Origin of the sequence: Alcanivorax sp. (genome assembly GCF_017794965.1) — a bacterium.
GTDB lineage: Bacteria > Pseudomonadota > Gammaproteobacteria > Pseudomonadales > Alcanivoracaceae > Alcanivorax.
In genome coordinates, this window is the sequence record NZ_CP051240.1 from 2,040,973 (window position 1) to 2,059,867 (window position 18,895).

Annotated in this window: 13 protein-coding genes; 5 read left to right on the forward strand and 8 right to left on the reverse strand. The window is 57.8% G+C overall.

Features of this window, described 5'->3' with window-relative positions; all coding sequences use genetic code 11:
* Window positions 1-20: 20 nt before the first annotated feature.
* Window positions 21-848 (forward strand): ion transporter, encoded by an 828-nt coding sequence (locus tag HF945_RS09080; RefSeq protein WP_290522294.1) that lies wholly within the window; start codon window positions 21-23, stop codon window positions 846-848.
* 225 nt (window positions 849-1,073) lie between these two features.
* Here HF945_RS09080 and HF945_RS09085 read toward each other — a convergent pair whose 3' ends face one another.
* From HF945_RS09085 to nirB, 5 genes are read right to left on the reverse strand one after another with little or no spacing between them, the layout of a single operon-like run.
* Complete coding sequence (locus tag HF945_RS09085) at window positions 1,074-1,916, reverse strand: peroxiredoxin (RefSeq protein ID WP_290522295.1); 843 nt, start codon at window positions 1,914-1,916, stop codon at window positions 1,074-1,076.
* Between the two features lie 57 nt (window positions 1,917-1,973).
* A complete protein-coding gene (locus HF945_RS09090) occupies window positions 1,974-4,589 on the reverse strand; it encodes a nitrate reductase (protein WP_290522296.1) in 2,616 nt (871 codons plus the stop codon).
* Window positions 4,586-5,818 carry an FAD-dependent oxidoreductase gene (locus HF945_RS09095; RefSeq protein ID WP_290522297.1) on the reverse strand — a complete coding sequence of 411 codons (1,233 nt, stop codon included), beginning with the start codon at window positions 5,816-5,818 and terminating at the stop codon, window positions 4,586-4,588. Before HF945_RS09095 ends, HF945_RS09090 begins: the two co-directional genes overlap by 4 nt.
* 20 nt (window positions 5,819-5,838) lie before the next feature.
* Window positions 5,839-6,189 carry a nitrite reductase small subunit NirD gene (nirD, locus tag HF945_RS09100; RefSeq protein ID WP_290522298.1) on the reverse strand — a complete coding sequence of 117 codons (351 nt, stop codon included), beginning with the start codon at window positions 6,187-6,189 and terminating at the stop codon, window positions 5,839-5,841.
* A 2-nt stretch (window positions 6,190-6,191) separates the two neighbouring features.
* The gene (nirB, locus tag HF945_RS09105) at window positions 6,192-8,720 is read right to left on the reverse strand and encodes a nitrite reductase large subunit NirB (RefSeq protein WP_290522299.1); all 2,529 of its coding nucleotides are present in this window, start codon (window positions 8,718-8,720) and stop codon (window positions 6,192-6,194) included.
* A gap of 1,023 nt (window positions 8,721-9,743) precedes the next feature.
* On the opposite strand from nirB, the gene HF945_RS09110 reads away from it, so the two are divergent.
* Both HF945_RS09110 and HF945_RS09115 read left to right on the forward strand, forming a co-directional pair.
* Entirely contained in the window at window positions 9,744-11,213 is a 1,470-nt protein-coding gene (locus HF945_RS09110; RefSeq protein ID WP_290522300.1) for a NarK family nitrate/nitrite MFS transporter, read from the forward strand.
* 61 nt (window positions 11,214-11,274) lie between these two features.
* The gene (locus HF945_RS09115) at window positions 11,275-12,990 is read left to right on the forward strand and encodes a bifunctional protein-serine/threonine kinase/phosphatase (RefSeq protein ID WP_290522301.1); all 1,716 of its coding nucleotides are present in this window, start codon (window positions 11,275-11,277) and stop codon (window positions 12,988-12,990) included.
* A 648-nt stretch (window positions 12,991-13,638) separates the two neighbouring features.
* Here the strand turns inward: HF945_RS09115 and HF945_RS09120 are convergent.
* Entirely contained in the window at window positions 13,639-14,181 is a 543-nt protein-coding gene (locus HF945_RS09120) for a DUF1285 domain-containing protein (RefSeq protein ID WP_290522302.1), read from the reverse strand.
* Window positions 14,178-14,813 carry a TetR/AcrR family transcriptional regulator gene (locus HF945_RS09125; protein WP_290522303.1) on the reverse strand — a complete coding sequence of 212 codons (636 nt, stop codon included), beginning with the start codon at window positions 14,811-14,813 and terminating at the stop codon, window positions 14,178-14,180. The genes HF945_RS09120 and HF945_RS09125 overlap by 4 nt, the downstream gene beginning before the upstream one ends.
* Before the next feature lie 208 nt (window positions 14,814-15,021).
* On the opposite strand from HF945_RS09125, the gene HF945_RS09130 reads away from it, so the two are divergent.
* Entirely contained in the window at window positions 15,022-16,143 is a 1,122-nt protein-coding gene (locus tag HF945_RS09130) for an aminotransferase class V-fold PLP-dependent enzyme (protein WP_290522304.1), read from the forward strand.
* A gap of 41 nt (window positions 16,144-16,184) precedes the next feature.
* Window positions 16,185-17,036, forward strand: a complete 852-nt coding sequence (locus HF945_RS09135) for a hypothetical protein (RefSeq protein WP_290522305.1) — start codon at window positions 16,185-16,187, stop codon at window positions 17,034-17,036.
* Here the strand turns inward: HF945_RS09135 and HF945_RS09140 are convergent.
* Window positions 16,992-18,647, reverse strand: coding sequence for a serine protease (locus HF945_RS09140; protein ID WP_290522306.1), 1,656 nt, complete (start codon window positions 18,645-18,647; stop codon window positions 16,992-16,994). The genes HF945_RS09135 and HF945_RS09140 overlap by 45 nt on opposite strands.
* Window positions 18,648-18,895: the final 248 nt, after the last annotated feature.

An 18,895-nucleotide genomic window follows, 5' to 3' on the forward strand; every position in this document is an offset into this window, starting at 1 on the left:
AACGAGATCAGAGACCGGCTATGGAAAGTCTGCGACTGCGCTGGCGACATATTATCTTCGGCACCGACACACCGTCTGGCCAACTGTTCGATGTGATCCTGATTGTGGCGATCCTGGGGAGTGTGGTGGCCGTGATGCTGGACAGCGTCGCCAGCCTGCACAAGGACTATGGCACCTGGCTGTATGCAGCAGAATGGTTTTTCACCCTGCTGTTTACTCTGGAATACGGAGTACGACTGTGGGTCAGTGAACGGCCCCTGCGCTATGCCCGCAGCTTCTACGGTATCGTGGACCTGCTCTCTATCATTCCCACCTACCTGAGTCTGGTGGTCGCCGGCTCCAACTACCTGCTTACCATCCGTGCGCTGCGGGTATTGCGGGTTTTCCGGGTAATGAAGCTGGTGAAGTTTATGGGCGAAGCCAACCAGCTGGGCCTGGCGCTGGTGCGTACCCGTCGCAAAATCGCCATCTTCATGTTCTCAGTGTTTGTGGTGATCGTGATTTTTGGCAGCATCATGTATGTGGTGGAAGGACCAAAGAACGGTTTCACCAGTATCCCACGAAGCATTTACTGGGCCATCGTCACCATTACCACCGTCGGCTATGGTGACATCTCCCCGAATACGCCGCTGGGTCAGTTGATTGCCTCCCTGGCGATGATCACTGGCTATGCCATCATCGCGGTACCCACCGGTATTGTGACTGCGGAAATATCAGCCGCCCGCACCAGCATGCAGTACGAGCGCGAGTGCACTGGCTGCCACCGACATTCTCACGACCCGGATGCGAGATTCTGCAAGCAGTGCGGGACAGAATTGCCGAAGTTGTCGTTGAAGGGGAAGGAATGACAGCTGGGAGCTTCGAGCTATTGGCTACGAGTTTCGAGAAGCAGCGTTCAGGAGGGAGTCTAGATTTAAAAAGCGCGAAGTGATGCCATGACAAGCTGCCCTACGCACTTCCAGGTGTGGTCGGGATTACCCGATCTCGTAAGCGGATAGCGGCGCGGAGTTGGATCTTTACGGATGGAACCAACCCTTCCCGCGCCTTTCAACTTTAAAGTTTCAACTCATTCCTCATATCAAACCATGCTCTATGAGCACCTCAATAAACAACGAGGGCTCCGGGCGGACCCGGTAATTGTCTGTCAAGTGCTGATAGATCAACCGCCCCTCCCCATCCAGAATCAGTACCGTTGGCATCGAGGTATCGCTGTCGTATCCCAATACTTCCAACCCGGCCGGGGTACCACCACTGTCGAGAATGCCCAACATCTTTGCCGCCCGGTTGTTGTCATCGCGAAGGAAATCGAACTCCACGGAAAACTGTTTGGCCAATGCCGCAGACTGGGCATGGGACTGCGGGCTCACCAGCGCCACCCGCACCCCTTTTTCCTGCAGGAACTGATACTGCCCAGCGATTTCCCGAATCTGTGCCATGCACAGCGGACACCAGTTGCCGCGATAGAACATCAGTATCACGGGATTACCGGCGAATGCTTGCGGGGTGACATGTTTTCCTTCGAGATCGGTAAAGCTGACACCAGGTAACGGTTTACCCACTTCAGTAGCGATGGAGCGTTGTTGGTAACGGCTGTACCAGCGGATATACAAATGCACACCCACCAGGTTCAGCACCGCCAATGTACTCATCAGCCAGCAGGCTTTACCCACAGCGAACAGAGCGAGCACTACGACCGTGCCCAGCAAGGTTGGCCAGAATACCCACGGCAGGTCAGCGCTGGTACGCGCTGTAGGGAACAGGAAAAGACGCGCCAGAAAAAGAATCAAGGGCACGGCAGGCAGCAGCAGCGTGACCCCATAAGGATTACTACTGACCGTCAGCCAGACGGCAACCAGCACAGTGATCACCGCAAGGGAAATCTGTGCGGAAATAAACAGAGACTTGAGACTTTTCATGGAGACCCCGGCAGACATTTGCAGATTGGATGCCTGCCGGGGCGGGATGTTACAGGGTTATACTGTGCTGGTGGCGAGCAGATCTTTCAGCTCAGGAATACAGGAGCCACAGTTGGTGCCGGCCTTGCAGCATTGGCCTATGGCGTCCACCGAGTCTGCCCCCTCTTCCACGTGGGCTTCGATGGTCTTTTGTCTTACCTGATGACAACTACAGATCACCGGCCCCAGATCCGGGCCGGCGTCTGCGGGTTGCCCTGCCAGGATGGACAGGGGTTGCACGTCCTGTTCATCGGCAAAGCAGCTTGCCAGCCATTCCACATCACACAGCGGCAATTGCTCACCAATCGCCAGCCAGGCGATCAGCTTGCCATCGGCATCCAGCGCTGCACGGCGGAAATGGCCCGTTGAAGGATCATTGAGGGCCAGCCATTGCGCCGCCTCCGGCATCCATTCATGGAGCTGTTGTTCGGTTAGGTCCGCATCGCCGGCCAGCCGATAGCGCTGTACCTGGCCCGCCTGCAAGAATGCATCGACGGGAACTCGGGCCCAGTACTCCACGGCAGGCGGGGTAGCCGCCGTGAACAACCAGCCATGCCAGCGGGGTTGCCAGTCGCTGACATTGACCGGCGTATGCTTGAACGCCGGCTGGCCGGAATGCGGATCCAAACGTGCCGGTACCAGGGCATCCACCCTGGCCCGGCGAGAAAACTGATCAGTCCAGTGCATGGGCATGAAGGCAGTGCCAGGACGTTGCCCGGCATCGCTCTTCACCCGCACCAGTGCATCACCGACCTTGCTGGTGAGACGCACAAAGCCGCCTTCGCTCAGTCGATAACGCTCGATGTCCTTGGGGTGCAGTGCCGTAAAGGGTTCGCTCAGGTGGGCAAACAAGCGCCCCGCACGACCGGTGCGGGTCATGGTGTGCCACTGGTCGCGAATACGGCCACTGTTAAGGATGATCGGAAAGGCTTCACCGATCTTGTGTACCACCGGGTTCTCGCAGACGATGAAACGGGCACGATGATCCGGGGTGGAAAACTGGCCGTCGCCAAAACAGCGGGCGCCACCATTCAACGGCCACTGCTGTGGCTGCCAGTTTTCATATTGGTCGGCGCTCAGTGCCGCAGCGGCAGTCAGGTCGAGCCGCTTGCCATACCGGCCTGCCAGCGCGGTGAGCGCCGAATACTCGGCAAAGATTTCATGTTCGTGTTGGTAGCCAAATGCATTCTCATAACCCATCCGACGGGCGACTTCAGTGATGATCCACCAGTCGGCTTTTGCGTCACCCGGTGCCTGCACGAAAGGCCGCTGCCGCGACACACACCGCTCGGAGTTGGTGACCATGCCGGATTTCTCCCCCCACCCCAGCGCTGGCAGACGGATATCGGCACAGGCCAGGGTATCGCCACTGGCCACACAATCGGACACCACCACGGTATCGCAGGCCATCAGGGCATGGCGCACACGGTCCGCTTCTGGCAGGGAATCCACCGGATTGGTAGCCATGATCCAGACCGCTTTCACCTGACCACTTTCCACCGCGTTGAACAAATCCACAGCGGTGAGACCATTCTCTTTGGCCAGATTTTCGGTCTGCCAGAAGTCGGCTACCGCTGCGTGGTGTTCAGGATTATCAATATCCAGATGCACCGCCAGCTGATTGGCAAGGCCGCCCACTTCCCTGCCCCCCATGGCGTTGGGCTGGCCGGTGATGGAGAACGGACTGGCGCCCGGCTTGCCTACCCGGCCGGTGGCCAGGTGAGCATTAATAATGGCATTACCCTGATCGGAACCATTACGCGCCTGGTTAACCCCCTGGGAAAAGACCGTCACGGTTTTGTCGCAGGCCGCAAACCAGTGATAGAAGGTGGTCAGGTCAACCTTGGAAACGCCGAGATGTGTGGCCAGCGCATCCCAGTCATTGCCCTGTTGCCTCGCCGTAGCCAGCGCAGCATCAAAGCCGTTGGTATGCTCGGCAATGTAGTCGTTGTCCAGAGCGTTGTGATCATCCAGCCAGGTCAGCAGACCATTGAACAACGGCACATCTTGCCCCGGGCGTACTGCAATGTGCAGGTCGGCAAGGTCACAGGTGGCAGTGCGACGGGGGTCAATCACCACCACTTTCATTTCCGGCCGCGCCTGTTTGGCTGCCGCAATACGCTGGTACACGATGGGATGGGCCCAGGCAGTGTTGGAACCGGTGAGAATCACCAGATCGGCAATTTCCAGATCTTCATAACAGCCTGGCACCACGTCTTCGCCAAAAGCACGCTTGTGCGCCACCACCGCGCTACTCATGCACAGGCGGGAATTGGTATCGATATTGGCACTACCGATGTAGCCCTTCATCAACTTGTTGGCGACGTAATAGTCTTCCGTGAGCAGCTGACCGGATACGTAGAAGGCCACCGCATCCGGACCGTGCTCATCGACAATACGGCGAAAACGGCTGGCCACTTCATTCAGGGCATGGTCCCAGCTGGCACGAAGGCCATCGATTTCAGGATGCAGCAGGCGATCCTGATCGCCCAGGGTTTCCAGCACGGAGGAGCCCTTCACACACAGGCGGCCACTATTGGCGGGATGAATCTCATCACCCTGCAGGCTGCTGCCATCGGTACGGATACCGCAACCAACACCACAGTAAGGACAGGTGGTACAGATACTACTCATGCGGCAATTTCCTCCTCGCCGTCACCGCGCTTGCCTGCTGCCTTGCAGAACGCCTCCCCCATCAACAGGATCTGGCGCAACGAGGTAATGTCGGTGCGTTCCCGCCACAGGTTTTCGTAAAAGGCTGCATCGGTGACATCGCCATACAACACCATGCCGACGATCCGGTTTTCCACCACCTGCAGGCGACGATAACTGCCCGGCAGCGCCAGCTGCAGGGTCTCGCCTTCGCCTTCAAAATCGCCGAATGACACCAGGTCGATACCGGAAATTTTGAGTCGGGTAGCACTGTCGGCAAACAGGTAACGACGGTGCCCCAGTTCTGCCAGGTGGCTGGCACAGACCGCTGCCTGTTCATACAGCGGTGCCACCAGACCAAAGGTGCGGTTACGGTGCTCCACGCATTCGCCAATGGCATAAATGGCAGGGTCGAACGTTTGCAAGGTGTCATCCACACGCACACCTTGGTTAACGCTCAAGCCTGCCTGAAAGGCCAGTTCAGTCCGCGGGACAATACCCACGGCCTGAACCACATAGTCGGCTGGCAGGCGCTGGCCATCAGCTAAAATCACTGCCGACACCGCTCCCTGATTGTTTCCTTGAAGAGACGCGGTGCGCGCCTGCATGACGAATTTCACGCCACGCTGTTCCAGGTCGGCCTGCAGACGATGCCCGGCGGCTTCGTCCAGTTGCTGATTCAGCAGATGGCCGCGGCTGTGCACCAGGGTCACATCGTGTCCCTGCTTCACCAGCGCGTCGGCGGCCTCCAGCCCTAAAAAGCCGCCGCCCACGACCACCACACGGGCAACCGGGAGCGACAACAACTTGCGGACGTCATAGAGATCGCGAAAGCTCATGACGCCCTGTAATTCGACACCCTCAACGGGTAACTTGCGGGGCGCAGCCCCGGTAGCCAGCACCAGGCGGTCGTAGTCCAGCTTGTGGCCGGCGGCGGTGACCACCTGACGACGGTGGCGGCGGATAGCCACCACCGGTGAACCGGTTATGAGTCGAATATTCCGGTCCCGGTACCACTGGTGCGGGTGGGTGGTGATAGCGGTTTCATCCGTTCCACCACCCAGCAAGGGCGACAGCATGACCCGGTTGTAACCGGCAAAGGGCTCCTCGCCGACGACGGTGATCTGATACAGATCCGGCGCCAACCGAGTGACCTCTTCCAGCAGGCGGATCGCCGCCATACCGTTGCCGATAACTACCAGTTTCTTCATTACTGCCTGGCCCTCAATGGTCAGTTAGCTGCCGAAGTGGCAACTTCGATGACGTCGCCTTCCACCCGAACCGGATAGACATTCAAGGTGACGGTTTCATCTTCGAGACACTGACCGGTTTCCAGATCAAAATGCTGCTTGTAGATCGGAGAGGCGACCACTTTCCTGTCGCCCAATGATCCCAGCAGCCCACGGCTCAGCACATTTGCGTGGCTGAACGGGTCCATGTTGTCCAGCGCAAAGAACTGGCCATCACGGGTGCAGAACAAGGCGGCCTGACCACTGGGCAGGCGCACACCCACCCCGGTTCCCGGCAACACATCACTGACATGACAAACGGCTTTCCATTCCACCGCTACGGAACTGTTCATGATCAGGCCTCCTCGACCAGTTCGATGCGCTCGTTCTCGTAGGCCGGACGACGCTGGCCACGCTCACGCACATACTTGAGGTTGTCATCGGTGGCATCATCGTTGACGAAGTGCTTGAAGCGTTTCACCGCTTCTTCGTCTTCGATGGTGGTCTTCCATTCGCACTGGTAAGTGCCGATGACATGCTTCATCTGCGCTTCCAGTTCTTCACCGATTCCCAGGGAATCATTGATGATCACGTCTTTCAGGTAATCCAGACCGCCTTCCAGGTTTTCCATCCATACGCTGGTGCGCTGCAGGCGGTCAGCGGTCTTGATGTAGAACATCAGGAAACGGTCGGTGTACTTGATCAGCTCTTCGTCGCTGAGATCGGACGCGAACAGATCCGCGTGACGGGGGCGCATGCCGCCGTTACCACAGACATACAGGTTCCAGCCTTTCTCGGTGGCGATCACGCCCACATCCTTGCTCTGCGCTTCAGCACATTCGCGGGTACAACCACTGACGGCGAACTTGAGTTTGTGCGGGCTGCGCAAGCCCTTGTAGCGTTCTTCAATCTGGATGGCGGTGCCCACCGAGTCCTGTACGCCATAACGACACCAGGTAGACCCTACACAGGATTTCACAGTCCGCACGGACTTGCCGTAGGCGTGACCGGTTTCGAAACCGGCATCCACCAGGATCTTCCAGATCTCGGGAAGTTGATCCACCCGGGCACCGAACAGATCGACCCGCTGACCACCGGTGATCTTGGTGTAGAGGTCATATTTCTTGGCCACTTCACCGAGCACGATCAGCTTGTCCGGGGTGATCTCACCACCGGCCACACGGGGCACGATGGAATAGGTGCCATCACGCTGCATGTTGCCGAGGAAGTAGTCGTTGGTGTCCTGCAGGCCCGCGTGAGGTTTCTCCAGCACATAGTCGTTCCAGCAGGAAGCAAGCACGGAGCCCACGGTGGGCTTGCAGATATCACAACCATCACCGCTGCCGTGTTTTTCCAGCAGCTCATCGAACGTCTTGATCTCGCCGACACGAACCAGGTGATAGATTTCTTCACGGGAATACGCAAAGTGTTCGCACAGGTGGTTGTTCACTTCCACACCGCGCTTTTCCAGTTCGCTATCCAGCACCTGTTTCACCAGTGCCGCACAACCACCACAGGTGGCCGATGCCTTGGTACAGGTCTTCAGGTCACCCACGGTCATGGCGCCATCATCGATGGCGGCACACAGGTCACCCTTGGACACGTTGTTACAAGAACAGATCTGGGCAGTATCAGGTAACGCATCGGCACCCAGCAGCGGCGCGCCATCGGACACCGGCGCCACCAAGGCCGCCGGATCGCCGGGCAGGTCCATCTCGTTGAGGCACAGTTGCAGCAGGTTGCCGTAATCGGCGGCATCCCCTACCAGCACGGCACCCAGCAGTTTCTTGCCACACTCGCTGATCACGGCTTTCTTGTAGATGCCGGCACTCTGGTCCATGAACACGGTGCTGCGGCAGCCCGGAGTGTTGCCGTGAGCATCGCCGATGGAGGCTACATCCACGCCCATCAACTTGAGCTTGGTGCTCATGTCAGCACCCAGGAACGCATTTTCCTGCTTGCCCATCAGGTGTTCCGCGGCCACTTCAGCCATCTGGTAGCCAGGCGCCACCAGACCATAAATGCGGCCATTCCAGAGGGCCACTTCGCCGATAGCGTAGATGTCATCATCGGAGGTCACACAGTGATCGTTGACCACGATACCGCCGCGCTCACCCAGTTCCAGTTCACAGGCACGACCCAGCGCATCCTGAGGGCGGATACCGGCGGAGAACACGATCACATCCGTTTCCAGGTGCTTGTCGTCGCCGAAGTTCATGCGGTGATTGCAGCTTTCACCATCCACAATTTCCTGGGTGCCGGTGCTGGTGTGCACCGTCACGCCCAGTTCCTGAATCTTGTCTTTCAGCAGCGCACCGCCGAAGTCATCCACCTGCACGGCCATCAGACGCGGAGCAAATTCCACTACGTGGGTTTCCAGCCCCAGGTCATGCAGCGCCTTGGCCGCTTCCAGACCGAGCAGACCACCGCCAACCACGGTACCTACTTTGCCGTCCTTACTGGCGGCAATCATGGCATCCAGATCATCGATGGTGCGGTAAACGAAACAGTTATCGCGATCGTTGCCGGGAATCGGCGGAACGAACGGGTAAGAACCGGTGGCCAGCACCAGCTTGTCATAAGAGAGTGTCTCACCGGTGTTGGTCGTCACGGTCTTGGCAGCCCGATCGATGCTGTCTGCACGGGTCTTCAGCTTCAGGCTGATATCGTGCTCTTCAAAGAAACCTTCCGGGACCAGGGACAGGTCATCAGCAGTCTTGCCGGAAAAATAACTGGTCAACCCGACACGGTCGTAAGCCGGCAGCGGCTCTTCACACAGTACGGTGATGTCGAATTGTTCACGGCCACCCTGGGTAACCAGCGCTTCCAGATAACGCTGGCCTACCATCCCGTGGCCGATCAAAAGAAGTTGTTGCTTTGCCATAAGGCTCACCCTCGCGGTGCGTAACTGACACCGCTACATGAGCAAGGCCTGTGCCAACTTTATATCTAATTGTTTTTAAAGTAATTATTGTGATTTTCGCGATTAAAACATCATTTCAATGCATTTATTTAATGCGTTTGTGCACGGCTAAGATGCACTTTTTCGTGCACCCTTATGACTCATTCGCACGCATCAGCCCGGCACACTCTTCACAAATCCCACCCTCAACCCATCTCTCGCCACGCTCGCACCAATGACAGTCACCCTGCTCTGCCCCTACCTTCTATATACCAGCATTTTTTGGTTCATCGCGGATTAGCGGGAAGGGGCGATGAGATGAATGTCCCCGGCTTAATCCCGCTCACAGGCCGCCACATGCTTGAAGCCAGACGCCAGACGCCAGACGCCTGACGACAGGAACACATACCGGGTTGCATCGGACGCCTGTGTGCGATGCGAAGCCGCGTAGGTTGGAAATCGCCGCAGGCGATCTCCGACAGAGCCTTTCCTGTGGTGCGGGACAATGATGGAAAATGCGACGGAGATCGGCTTCCGCCGATTTCCGCCCTACGGTGTTATCTGGGCGTGCTGCAGCCGCAGAGCGGCCCCAAAAAAGGCTCATCGCAGATTTGAGGGAAGTGGCGAAGTCTGGTCGGGCGTCTGACCAACCTGTTTTCCCGCAAATCCACGATGAACCATTTTTTACCCCGAATTTTGCGGCGCCTTTCAACTCACTCTAGGCACTGACAGCCACAACCCCCTCAACCCGGCACTCGCTTCCGGGCACAATTTTTGAGCCTGAACTCGGCACAGATATAAGGCATCTGCCGAAAAAACCCAAAATGCACGAGGTACGTGCATTTTTTTCGCCCCATAATGCAGCCAAAAGCATCATCATCCCGCACAAAACAAGCAAAGGCGACGATGAAATTTTGTTTTTCACTTAAATATCAACAAGTTACCTGTTGGCACAGCTATTGCTATATCCATGGCATCGACCAACCGCCCGTGGATGGAGCCATCATGAGCGCCGACAAACTAAATCTTCTTAATTTTTCTGCACCGCGAATCCGCTTGTTGCATCTGAGCTGGGTCGCCTTCTTTATTACCTTTGTCGTGTGGTTTTCCCATGCGCCACTGATGGGTCACCTGCGTGAGGCATTCGACCTCACCACCGAACAGGTGAAGGCCCTGCTGATTCTTAACGTGGCACTGACCATCCCCTCCCGGGTGATTATCGGTTCTCTGGTAGACCGCTTCGGTCCGCGCAAGGTGTTTGGCTGTTTGCTGATCATCTCCGCTGTTCCCTGTTGGGCGTTTGCCATGTCCACCACCTTCGAACAGCTGGCCATCACCCGCCTTATGCTGGGTTTTGTCGGTGCCGGCTTTGTGGTGGGCATCCGTCTGATCGGCGAATGGTTCCCGGCCAATGAAGTGGGCCTGGCAGAGGGCGTCTACGGTGGTTGGGGCAACTTCGGTTCCGCCGCCGCCGCCATCACCCTGCCCACCGTTGCCATGTTGTTTGGTGGTGAAGACGGCTGGCGCTGGGCCATTGCCAGCACCGGCATGATTGCCGTGCTTTACGGTTTCTTTTTCCTGTGGAAAGCCCGCAACACTCCGAAAGGTTCCTCCTACTTCAAGCCCAAGCGCAGCGCTGCACTTGAAGTCAGCACCAAACGCGATCTGTATTTCTATCTGGGCATGAGCGTGCCGCTGTACGCCGCCCTGCTGGTGATCGTATGGCGTCTTGGTCCGACCAATCTTGGGCTGTTTGACACGACGACCCAGTATGTTCTGGTCTCTCTGGTCATGGCATTGGGCATCGTCCAGATTGGCCAGGCCTGGCGGGTCAATCGCGACCATCTCAAAGAAGGGGTCAGCGAACACGACCGCTACAGCTTCAAACAAGTAGCGATCCTTGATCTGTCCTATATGGTGACCTTCGGTTCCGAACTGGCCGTGGTCTCCATGCTGCCGCTATTCTTTGCCGACACATTCGGACTGGAACCGGTAATGGCCGGTCTGCTGGCCTCCGGATATGCTTTCATGAACCTGGCGGCACGTCCCGGGGGCGGCTGGCTCTCCGACAAATTTGGCCGTAAGAAGTCCCTGATCATTCTGCTGGCCGGTCTGATGGTGGGTTACGGCCTGATGAGCCAGATCGGCAGCACCTGGCCACTGGCCCTGGCCGTGATTGCCACCATGTGCTGCTCTTTCTTTGTTCAGGCAGGCGAAGGGGCGGTGTTTGCTACCGTGCCGCTGATCAAGCGCCGTCTGACCGGCCAGATCGCCGGCATGGTAGGCGCCTATGGCAACACCGGTGCCGTGATCTTCCTGACCGTGCTGACTTTCGTCGACCCCAGCACCTTCTTCCTGGTCATCGCTGCCAGCGCCGCCGTGGCCTTTGTTGCCGTGCAGTTCCTGGACGAGCCTAAAGGCCATATTGCCGAAATCGATGAAAGCGGCGAAGTCCAGCTGATCAAGGTGGGCTGAACCGGGCGGCAGGCACTGTATTCAGTGCCTGCCTGTTCAGGGATAAACACAGGTATCGACCATGGATGCGAACGCAACATTGACGGCCAGCAAACCGGACAGCGCGACAACGGATCCCGAACTCGCTCCGCGGGTGCGCATTGGCCAGTTCAGTGAAAGCGGTGCCAAGCTGCATAATCAGGACGCCCTGGCCATGCAGATTCCCGAGGGTAGCCTGATGCGCACCAAAGGCATTGTGGCGGCACTGGCAGATGGCCTGTCCAGTGCCGGTGCCGCCCGGGAAGCCGCAGAGTCCTGCGTGCTCGGATTCATCAGCGACTACTACGCCACACCGGCGCTATGGAGCGTCCCGCGCTCAGCCCAGAAAGTACTGGAAGCGCTCAACCGCTGGTTGTGCCGACAGACTCTGGCAGGGGAAAGCCATCTGTGCACCCTCTCCTTGCTAATTCTCCGCTCCCAGACTGCCCATCTGTTTCAGGTGGGCGATTCACGGATTTGGCGGCTGCGCAACGACAAGCTGGAATGTCTGACCCGCGACCACAGCCGCATGCTCGGCGACAACCGCCAGGTACTCACCCGAGTGATGGGTGGTGACACCCGTCTGGATGTGGATTACAGCAGCAGTGATTTGCAGGTGGGTGATATCTACCTGCTTACCAGTGACGGTGTGCACGGCTTTCTCAGCCGTTCACGCATGCAGGGCATTCTGCGCGGCAGCAGCACACCGGAAGTGTGCTCCCAGGCGCTGGTAGAAGCCGCCCTTGCCAATGGCAGTGATGATAATCTGAGTTGCCAGATACTGGTGGTGGATGCCCTGCCGGACGCCGGCGCAGATGAGGTACTGCGCCAGCGCGGCAACCTGCCCCTGCCCCCTCCGCTCAGCCCGGGGATGCGTCTGGATGGCTACACGGTGAAACGGGAACTGTACGCCAGTGTGCGCAGCCACCTGTATCTGGTTGAAGACGATACCGGCAACCCTTCCGTGTTGAAGACGCCTTCGGTCAATCTGGAAGACGATCGTTTCTCTCTGGAGCGGTTTGTCATGGAAGGCTGGGTTGGCAACCGTTTGCGCAACCCGCACCTGTTGCGTTACCTGCCCATTGATGACAATCCCAGCTGTCTGTATCAACGCCTTGAGTTCATTGACGGCGTGACGCTGAAACAGTGGTTGAACGATCATCCCGATGCGCCTGTGGAAGAGAAACTCTATCTGGCAGACCAGCTGCTCAACGGTATTCGTGCACTGCACCGTGCGGATGTGATCCATGGCGACCTGAAGCCGGAAAACATCATGGTGGACAGTAACGGCCTGGTGCGTATCGTGGATTTCGGCAGCTGCCATTGCCGTGGTATGGAACAGATCAATGCCGATATCCCCCTGGGCACCCGGGATTACAGCGCACCGGAGCTGGTCGAAGGCAGCCCCCCCTCCGAACAAAGCGACCTTTTCTCTGCCGGCGTGATTATTCATGAGATGCTGACCGGGGCCCTGCCCTGGCAGGGGCGGTATGAAAAAGCCTCCCACCAACCGCTGCCCCCACTGCAGGGACTGAATGCATTCATCCCCCTGTGGATCAACAACGTGCTGCAGATTGCCCTTCAGCGCCAACCCAACCAACGCTTTGCCGACGCCGCCGAATTCCGCGACGCCCTGCGCCGCCCGGTCCGAAACAGCAAGCCGGTCCAGGACAATAGCGTGAGTGAATTGAGGTTGTGGAAAGGGGCGTGTGTGGTACTGGTGATGTTGTTGTTGATTAGCGTCAGCCTGAATCAGTGAACGACAGGATAATTAATAATGAATAGTTAATAATTAATAGCTGCGCGAGCAGCGACTGTCTTCATACAAGCAATGGGGCCGCGCCCAAACTCTGGGCGCGGCCTCATGCGTTTCAAAACACGAAAACCCGTCTCGCGATGTTATTAAGGTACTTCTAAATATTGGTTCATCGCGGATTTGAGGGAAGGTTTTACACAAAGCCTTTGCCGTAGGAGCGTCGCTCGCGGCGCGATTCCAGCACTTTACTTCGCCCTGGGTGAAATCAATGCCTGGAGGGAGATTCAGCTTGCTGAACTTCCCACACAAGCAGCAAAGCCAGTTTTACCACAGAGGTCACTGAGACCACTGAGTGAAAACAATAGGGTTCCTCAGTGGTCTCTGCGATCCCTGTGGTGAAAACGTTTTTGATCCTGGCCTGGAATCGCACCGCGACCGAGCGGAGCGAATAACCGACGCTCCGACGGGAAGGCCTTGGTAGTCGCAACTTCCCGCTAATCCGCAATGAACCTTAATAATTAATACCTGCGCGAAAAGCGACTGTCTTCATACCAAGCAATGAGGCCGCGCCCAAACCCTGGGCGCGGCCTCATGCGTTTCAAAACACGAAAACCCGTCTCGCGACATTATTAACTATTCATTATTAATTATTCATTCTTCCAGAGCACCCAGTTCAAACCTCTCCCCACCACTCTCAACCACTAACCTACCTTCCACTTCCGTACCCCAATCAATCAGCTGATAGAAAGCACTACGGCCGATCAGGGCGTCGAGATTCATGCGTACGGTAATATAGGGGGATGGTTCGCCGGTTTGCGGGTCGGTTTCCACCCGGATCGGGTGTTCTGCAGAGGCCACCACATGGGTGCCCACGTTGGTGGTAAAGACCAGCTTGCCCTCCACTCGCTGGACCTCTCCAGCCACGAAGGGGGCATCGTCCACCTGGATGCGCAGCTTCTCTACCGGGGTGATCAGGAAGTAGTCCTCCCCTTCGCGTAGCAGGATGGTGGAAAAAAGCGCCACCATCCGTTCACGCTCAATGGGCGAGCCTTCATAAAACCAGGTACCATCACGGGCGATACGCATGTCGATATCCGCATGCCGTTCGGGTTGCCATTGCTCTACCGGGGGGAGACCCTGCCCATCCTTATCGGCCTTTTCCAGTAACGACAGCAGCTCGTCAGTCCTGCTCATCGCGGACCTCGTTGCCCCTTGTTGCCCATGCGAATACCGATTTCGATCAGGAAATCCAGAAACTCTTCCTTGTCCTCGATCAGACGCTGATAGAAGGGAGACTCAACCAGTGCCACCGCGCCGTGGGCCAGCGCCCAGGCAGAACAGATGTGGTAAATCGGAGGCACGTCTTCCAGTGACCCTTCTGCCACCCGCGCTTCAACAATATCGGTGAGTCGGGCAAAGTTGGCTTCCCGTATGCTGTGCAGTTTTTCCACCAGTTCCGGCAAGGCATGATCCTTGATCACCTTGTTTTCCAGCCGGTCGAACAACTGATAGCGCTTGGGATCGGAAATACGGAAACGGAAGTACTCGCGAACCAGCTTTTCCTTGTTGTCCGCGTCGGAGATCTGCTTGAACACCTCTGCCAGATCCTCTTCGTAGCGGATCATCAGTAGCAGGTAAATCTCATTCTTGGTCTCGAAATGCTTGTAGATGGTGCCTTTACCAATACCTACCCGGTCGGCAATCATCTCCACCGTCACCCGGTCCTCGCCTTCCTCCAGAAACAGTTCCAGAGCGGCATCAAGAATCTGCCGTTCACGCTGACGAAATTCCTGCGCTTTACGCGTGGCTTTTTCCAGGTCACCCATCCAATTCTCCTTGAGCACAGCAGAGCGTCATCACCGCCCCAAACCATTCCGGATCAGACCCTTTCTGGATGTCCAGGTTTCCGGTATGACTGAATTCTAACGTATTCCCTTTTTATACGCATACGGCACGGCGCAATACCGCGAAACTGTTTACCCGGTGCAAAGGCCGGTAGCATGTCTGCACCGATTATCCCGTAAAGGAGTCGCCATGAGCAGCCCAGCCTCGGATCACCCCGAATTTCCCCAACAGGATGACCTCCTCTACCTGAACCACGCCGCTGTTGCGCCCTGGCCGGAACGCACCCGTCAGGCAGTGCATGCCTTCGCCGACATGAATTGCCGGGTGGGTGCCCGGGACTACCCGCAGTGGCTCAAGGTAGAACAACGTCTGCGCGAACGCCTGGCCTGGTTGATCGGTGGCGTGGATACCGCGGAAATCGCCCTGCTCAAGAACACCTCGGAGGGTCTGTCCGTCATTGCCCAGGGCTTGCACTGGCAGCCCGGTGATCAGGTGGTCATCAGTGATCAGGAATTTCCCTCCAACCGTATCCCCTGGCAGGCATTGGCTGGCCAGGGTGTCGAGGTGGTTGAGGTCAACCTGGATGTGGCCGACCCGGAACAGGCTGTCATTGATGCACTTGGGGAGAACACCCGGCTGGTTTCCCTGTCGGCCGTTCAATACGGTACCGGGCTGTTGATGAATATGGCGCGAATTGGCCGCGCTTGCCGGGAACGGGATATCCTTTTCTGTGTTGATGCCATCCAGATTCTTGGTGCCCTGCCCTTTGATGCCCGTGAGGCCTGCGCCGATTTTGTAGTGGCTGACGGCCACAAGTGGATGCTCGGCCCGGAAGGGCTGGCACTGTTTTATTGTCGCCGGGAGCGGCAATCCGCTCTGACGTTACGCCAGCATGGCTGGCACATGATCGCCAGGGCCGGCGACTACAGCCAACAGGAATGGCAGGTTGCCGACAATGCCAAACGGTTCGAATGCGGCAGCCCCAACATGCTCGGCGTGCATGCCCTGGAAGCGTCGCTGTCTCTGTTTGAAGAGCTGGGCATGGACACCGTGCAGGCAGGTCTTCAGGCCCGCATTCAACATTTGCTGGACGGCCTGCAAGCCCGTGGCGCCACCTTGCTGAGTCCCACAGCCCCGGACCGGCGGGCCGGTATCGTGACCTTCTCCCTGCCGGATGAAACCCCCGCAGAGACCTTTCAGCGCCTCAAACAGGCAGGGGTGGTTTGTGCAGAACGGGGTGGCGGAATCCGTTTCTCCCCCCACTTCTACACAACATTTTCGGTCATCGACCGGGCGCTGGGCCTGTTGTAAGCTGCCAACACTCTGTAACAAACCATGAACAGCGAGCGTCAATGAGCAAACAGCGGGCGGTGTATGAATGGTGCTGTCGCCAGCTCCAGCGAGATGAAAGCCACAGCGGCCAGCCCAGTGCGGATCTGGACAGCCTGCGTACGGTTATCCGATCCTGCGATGTGCTCCTTGTCTCCGGCCACAGCAGCATCGACCGCACCTTCAAGGTCATCGGCGACAGCCGCTATGCCCGTGCCGTGCTGTATGTGGGTAGATTGCATGATGTGGCCGACCCGGCCCTGCGCGCCCTGCTCGCGGATTACACCCCCTGCGAACCCGACACCCAGCTGGTGATTGATGCCAGCCTGGAACGTGGACTGATCGTGGAACCCCTGTCGGCGCTGGAAGGCCGTCAGCTGCGCGTCTGCCGTGCTCAAGGTCTCAGTGACAGTGAAGCTCAGGACGTGTTGCGCTATGCCATCAGCCGTATCGGCGCTGGCGGGGGCCGTTCCTGGGCAGCCCTGTCCCTGATGGCACTGGTGCCCTGGCGCTGGATGCCGTTGCGCTGGCGCAGTGCACTTTACCGGCGCTGGGCGGGAGAACTGATCAAGGCACTGAGCGGCACCGTCATCTCTGATGCCTTCAGCTTTGTACAATTTCCGGTTCTACCCCTGGTCAAGGAAGATGGCTCCGGCGCCAGATTGCTGCGCCTGCAACCACGGGCCGTCACTGCAGCGGACTTCGATCACTCCCCCTACTTTGAAATCATCAAGGCGCCCTTCCAGTTGGGCATGATCCCCAAGGGCATGGATGCCGTGCCCTGGAAAGGCAATCAGGGTGCGCTGGCGCCGGAGCGACAGCGCCACCTGTCACTGGTTGAACCGCCGGCGAGCGGCTCCCCCGGCCAGCAATAGCATCAGCAGTCCGGACAGCGCACCGCCGCCACCGCCAGATCCACCCGTATTTCCCGCCCCGGCCGAAGAGCCGCTATTGCTCGCCACGCTACGTGCCAGAGCCGGATAACTGGCCGCCTGGCTGTCGCCGCTGGGGAAGTCACCGTTATCCGTCCACACCTTGATGGACACCAGGCCATTGCCAGAACCTTCCATGACCAGCTGTTGGACGGCAACGGCGCCGGGCGCCATATCACCCATGCCGCACTGCACCAGGGAAGAACCGTAGCAGTCGTCCGGCACCTGAGCTTGCCAACCGTCCGGCATCTGAAAACCTACCCGGACCCGGGAAGCGGAGCGGTGGGTGGCGGCATTTTCCACGCGAGCGGTCATCACCACCCGGCCATCCGCGCGACGTTGGCTGGAAACCCCCAGCACCACGTCCGGCTGATCGCTGAACACCAACTTGAAACTCTCGGAAGGTACGCTGAAATAATCATAGCCATCACTGGAGGGACGAACGCTCACGTTACCGGCCCACTTGCTGCCATTATTGGCCAGCTTCAGGGTAATGGCGCCAAGATCATCGCCTACATAGAGGTTATTGCCCCCGGAGCAGCGCGTCTCGGAGCTGCCCACAGCTGCGCATTGCCAGCCGGCCACAGAGACTTGCAGACCCGGTTCATGGTTCACAGTCAGGCCCACGTTGGTGGCCACATTGATCACACTGCGGTTGATCAGACCTGCATTGACGGTGAGCGCCGTGCCCGGGACCTGATAATGCTTTTCGGGCAAACCCACGGTTTCAAGATCCACCAACAGCCCGGAAGTGGCACTTTCCAGCCAGTCCAGATAACGGTCGACCCGGGTATAAACAGCCGGCACCCCACTGGTAGCGCAGGTTTCGTGCCCATAGCTGGTGATACCCACCAGCCATTGCTGGCCATCCTGGCGGGAGATCAGGGGCCCGCCACTGTCACCGCGGCAGGTATCCTGCACCTGGGGCGCGGGGTCCATTTCCGCGGCACAGATCTGACCGTTCCACAGCTGACTCCACTGGCTGGCACAGTAGCTGTCAGACACGTAGTCCAGTTGTACTTCCTGCAGGGTGGTAGAGAGCGCAGGGTCATTATTGCTGGTATACCCCCAGCCCAGAGCCTGCAAGGATTCCTTGGGCGCAGCGGCAAGACTGTCGACCACCGCCTTCTTGGCCAGATCCATGGTCTGCTGCTGACTGACTGAATCCAGACGCAACAAGGCAATATCATTGTGATAATTGTCAGAACGGTAGGACGGGTGCACCAGCACGCGGGAAATACCATGCTGCTCCAGCGCACTCCCCAGTCGGTTAGTCCCGCCCAGTGAGACAAACAGCACATCCGCAGATATGGCCCCCGTATCCCCCACCACACAGTGAGCCGCTGTCACCACCCACTGCGGTGCGATCAGCGTACCGCCACACAAGGTGGTGGCATTTGCCGGATTCCCGGATCGGCTGATTTCCACTTCGGCCATCCACGGCCTGACGGTAGTTACATCCTGTCCCCCGATGATGCGGGGCTGAGCGTCGAGTGCCGATACCGTCTGAACGAGCCCCGTCAGAAGAAACAGAACAAACATCAAACGATACATATTCAATACCTATGGCTAGCAATTCATTACGTGGAGATACTAACCAAGGCATAAGAACTTTAAATGTGATCCAGTTCTTCTATTAAGATGTTGATACTACCGCTCGTCGTACTACTTTTTCATGACTGACAAGTCGCGTCAGTTTGGCCCATTTTCGTCGCAGCTTCATGACATATAGCGACACATTCGAACAACATTTGATGCCATTTTGTTTAGTTCAGCTTGTTGCATATTAGTGTCATGTTTTA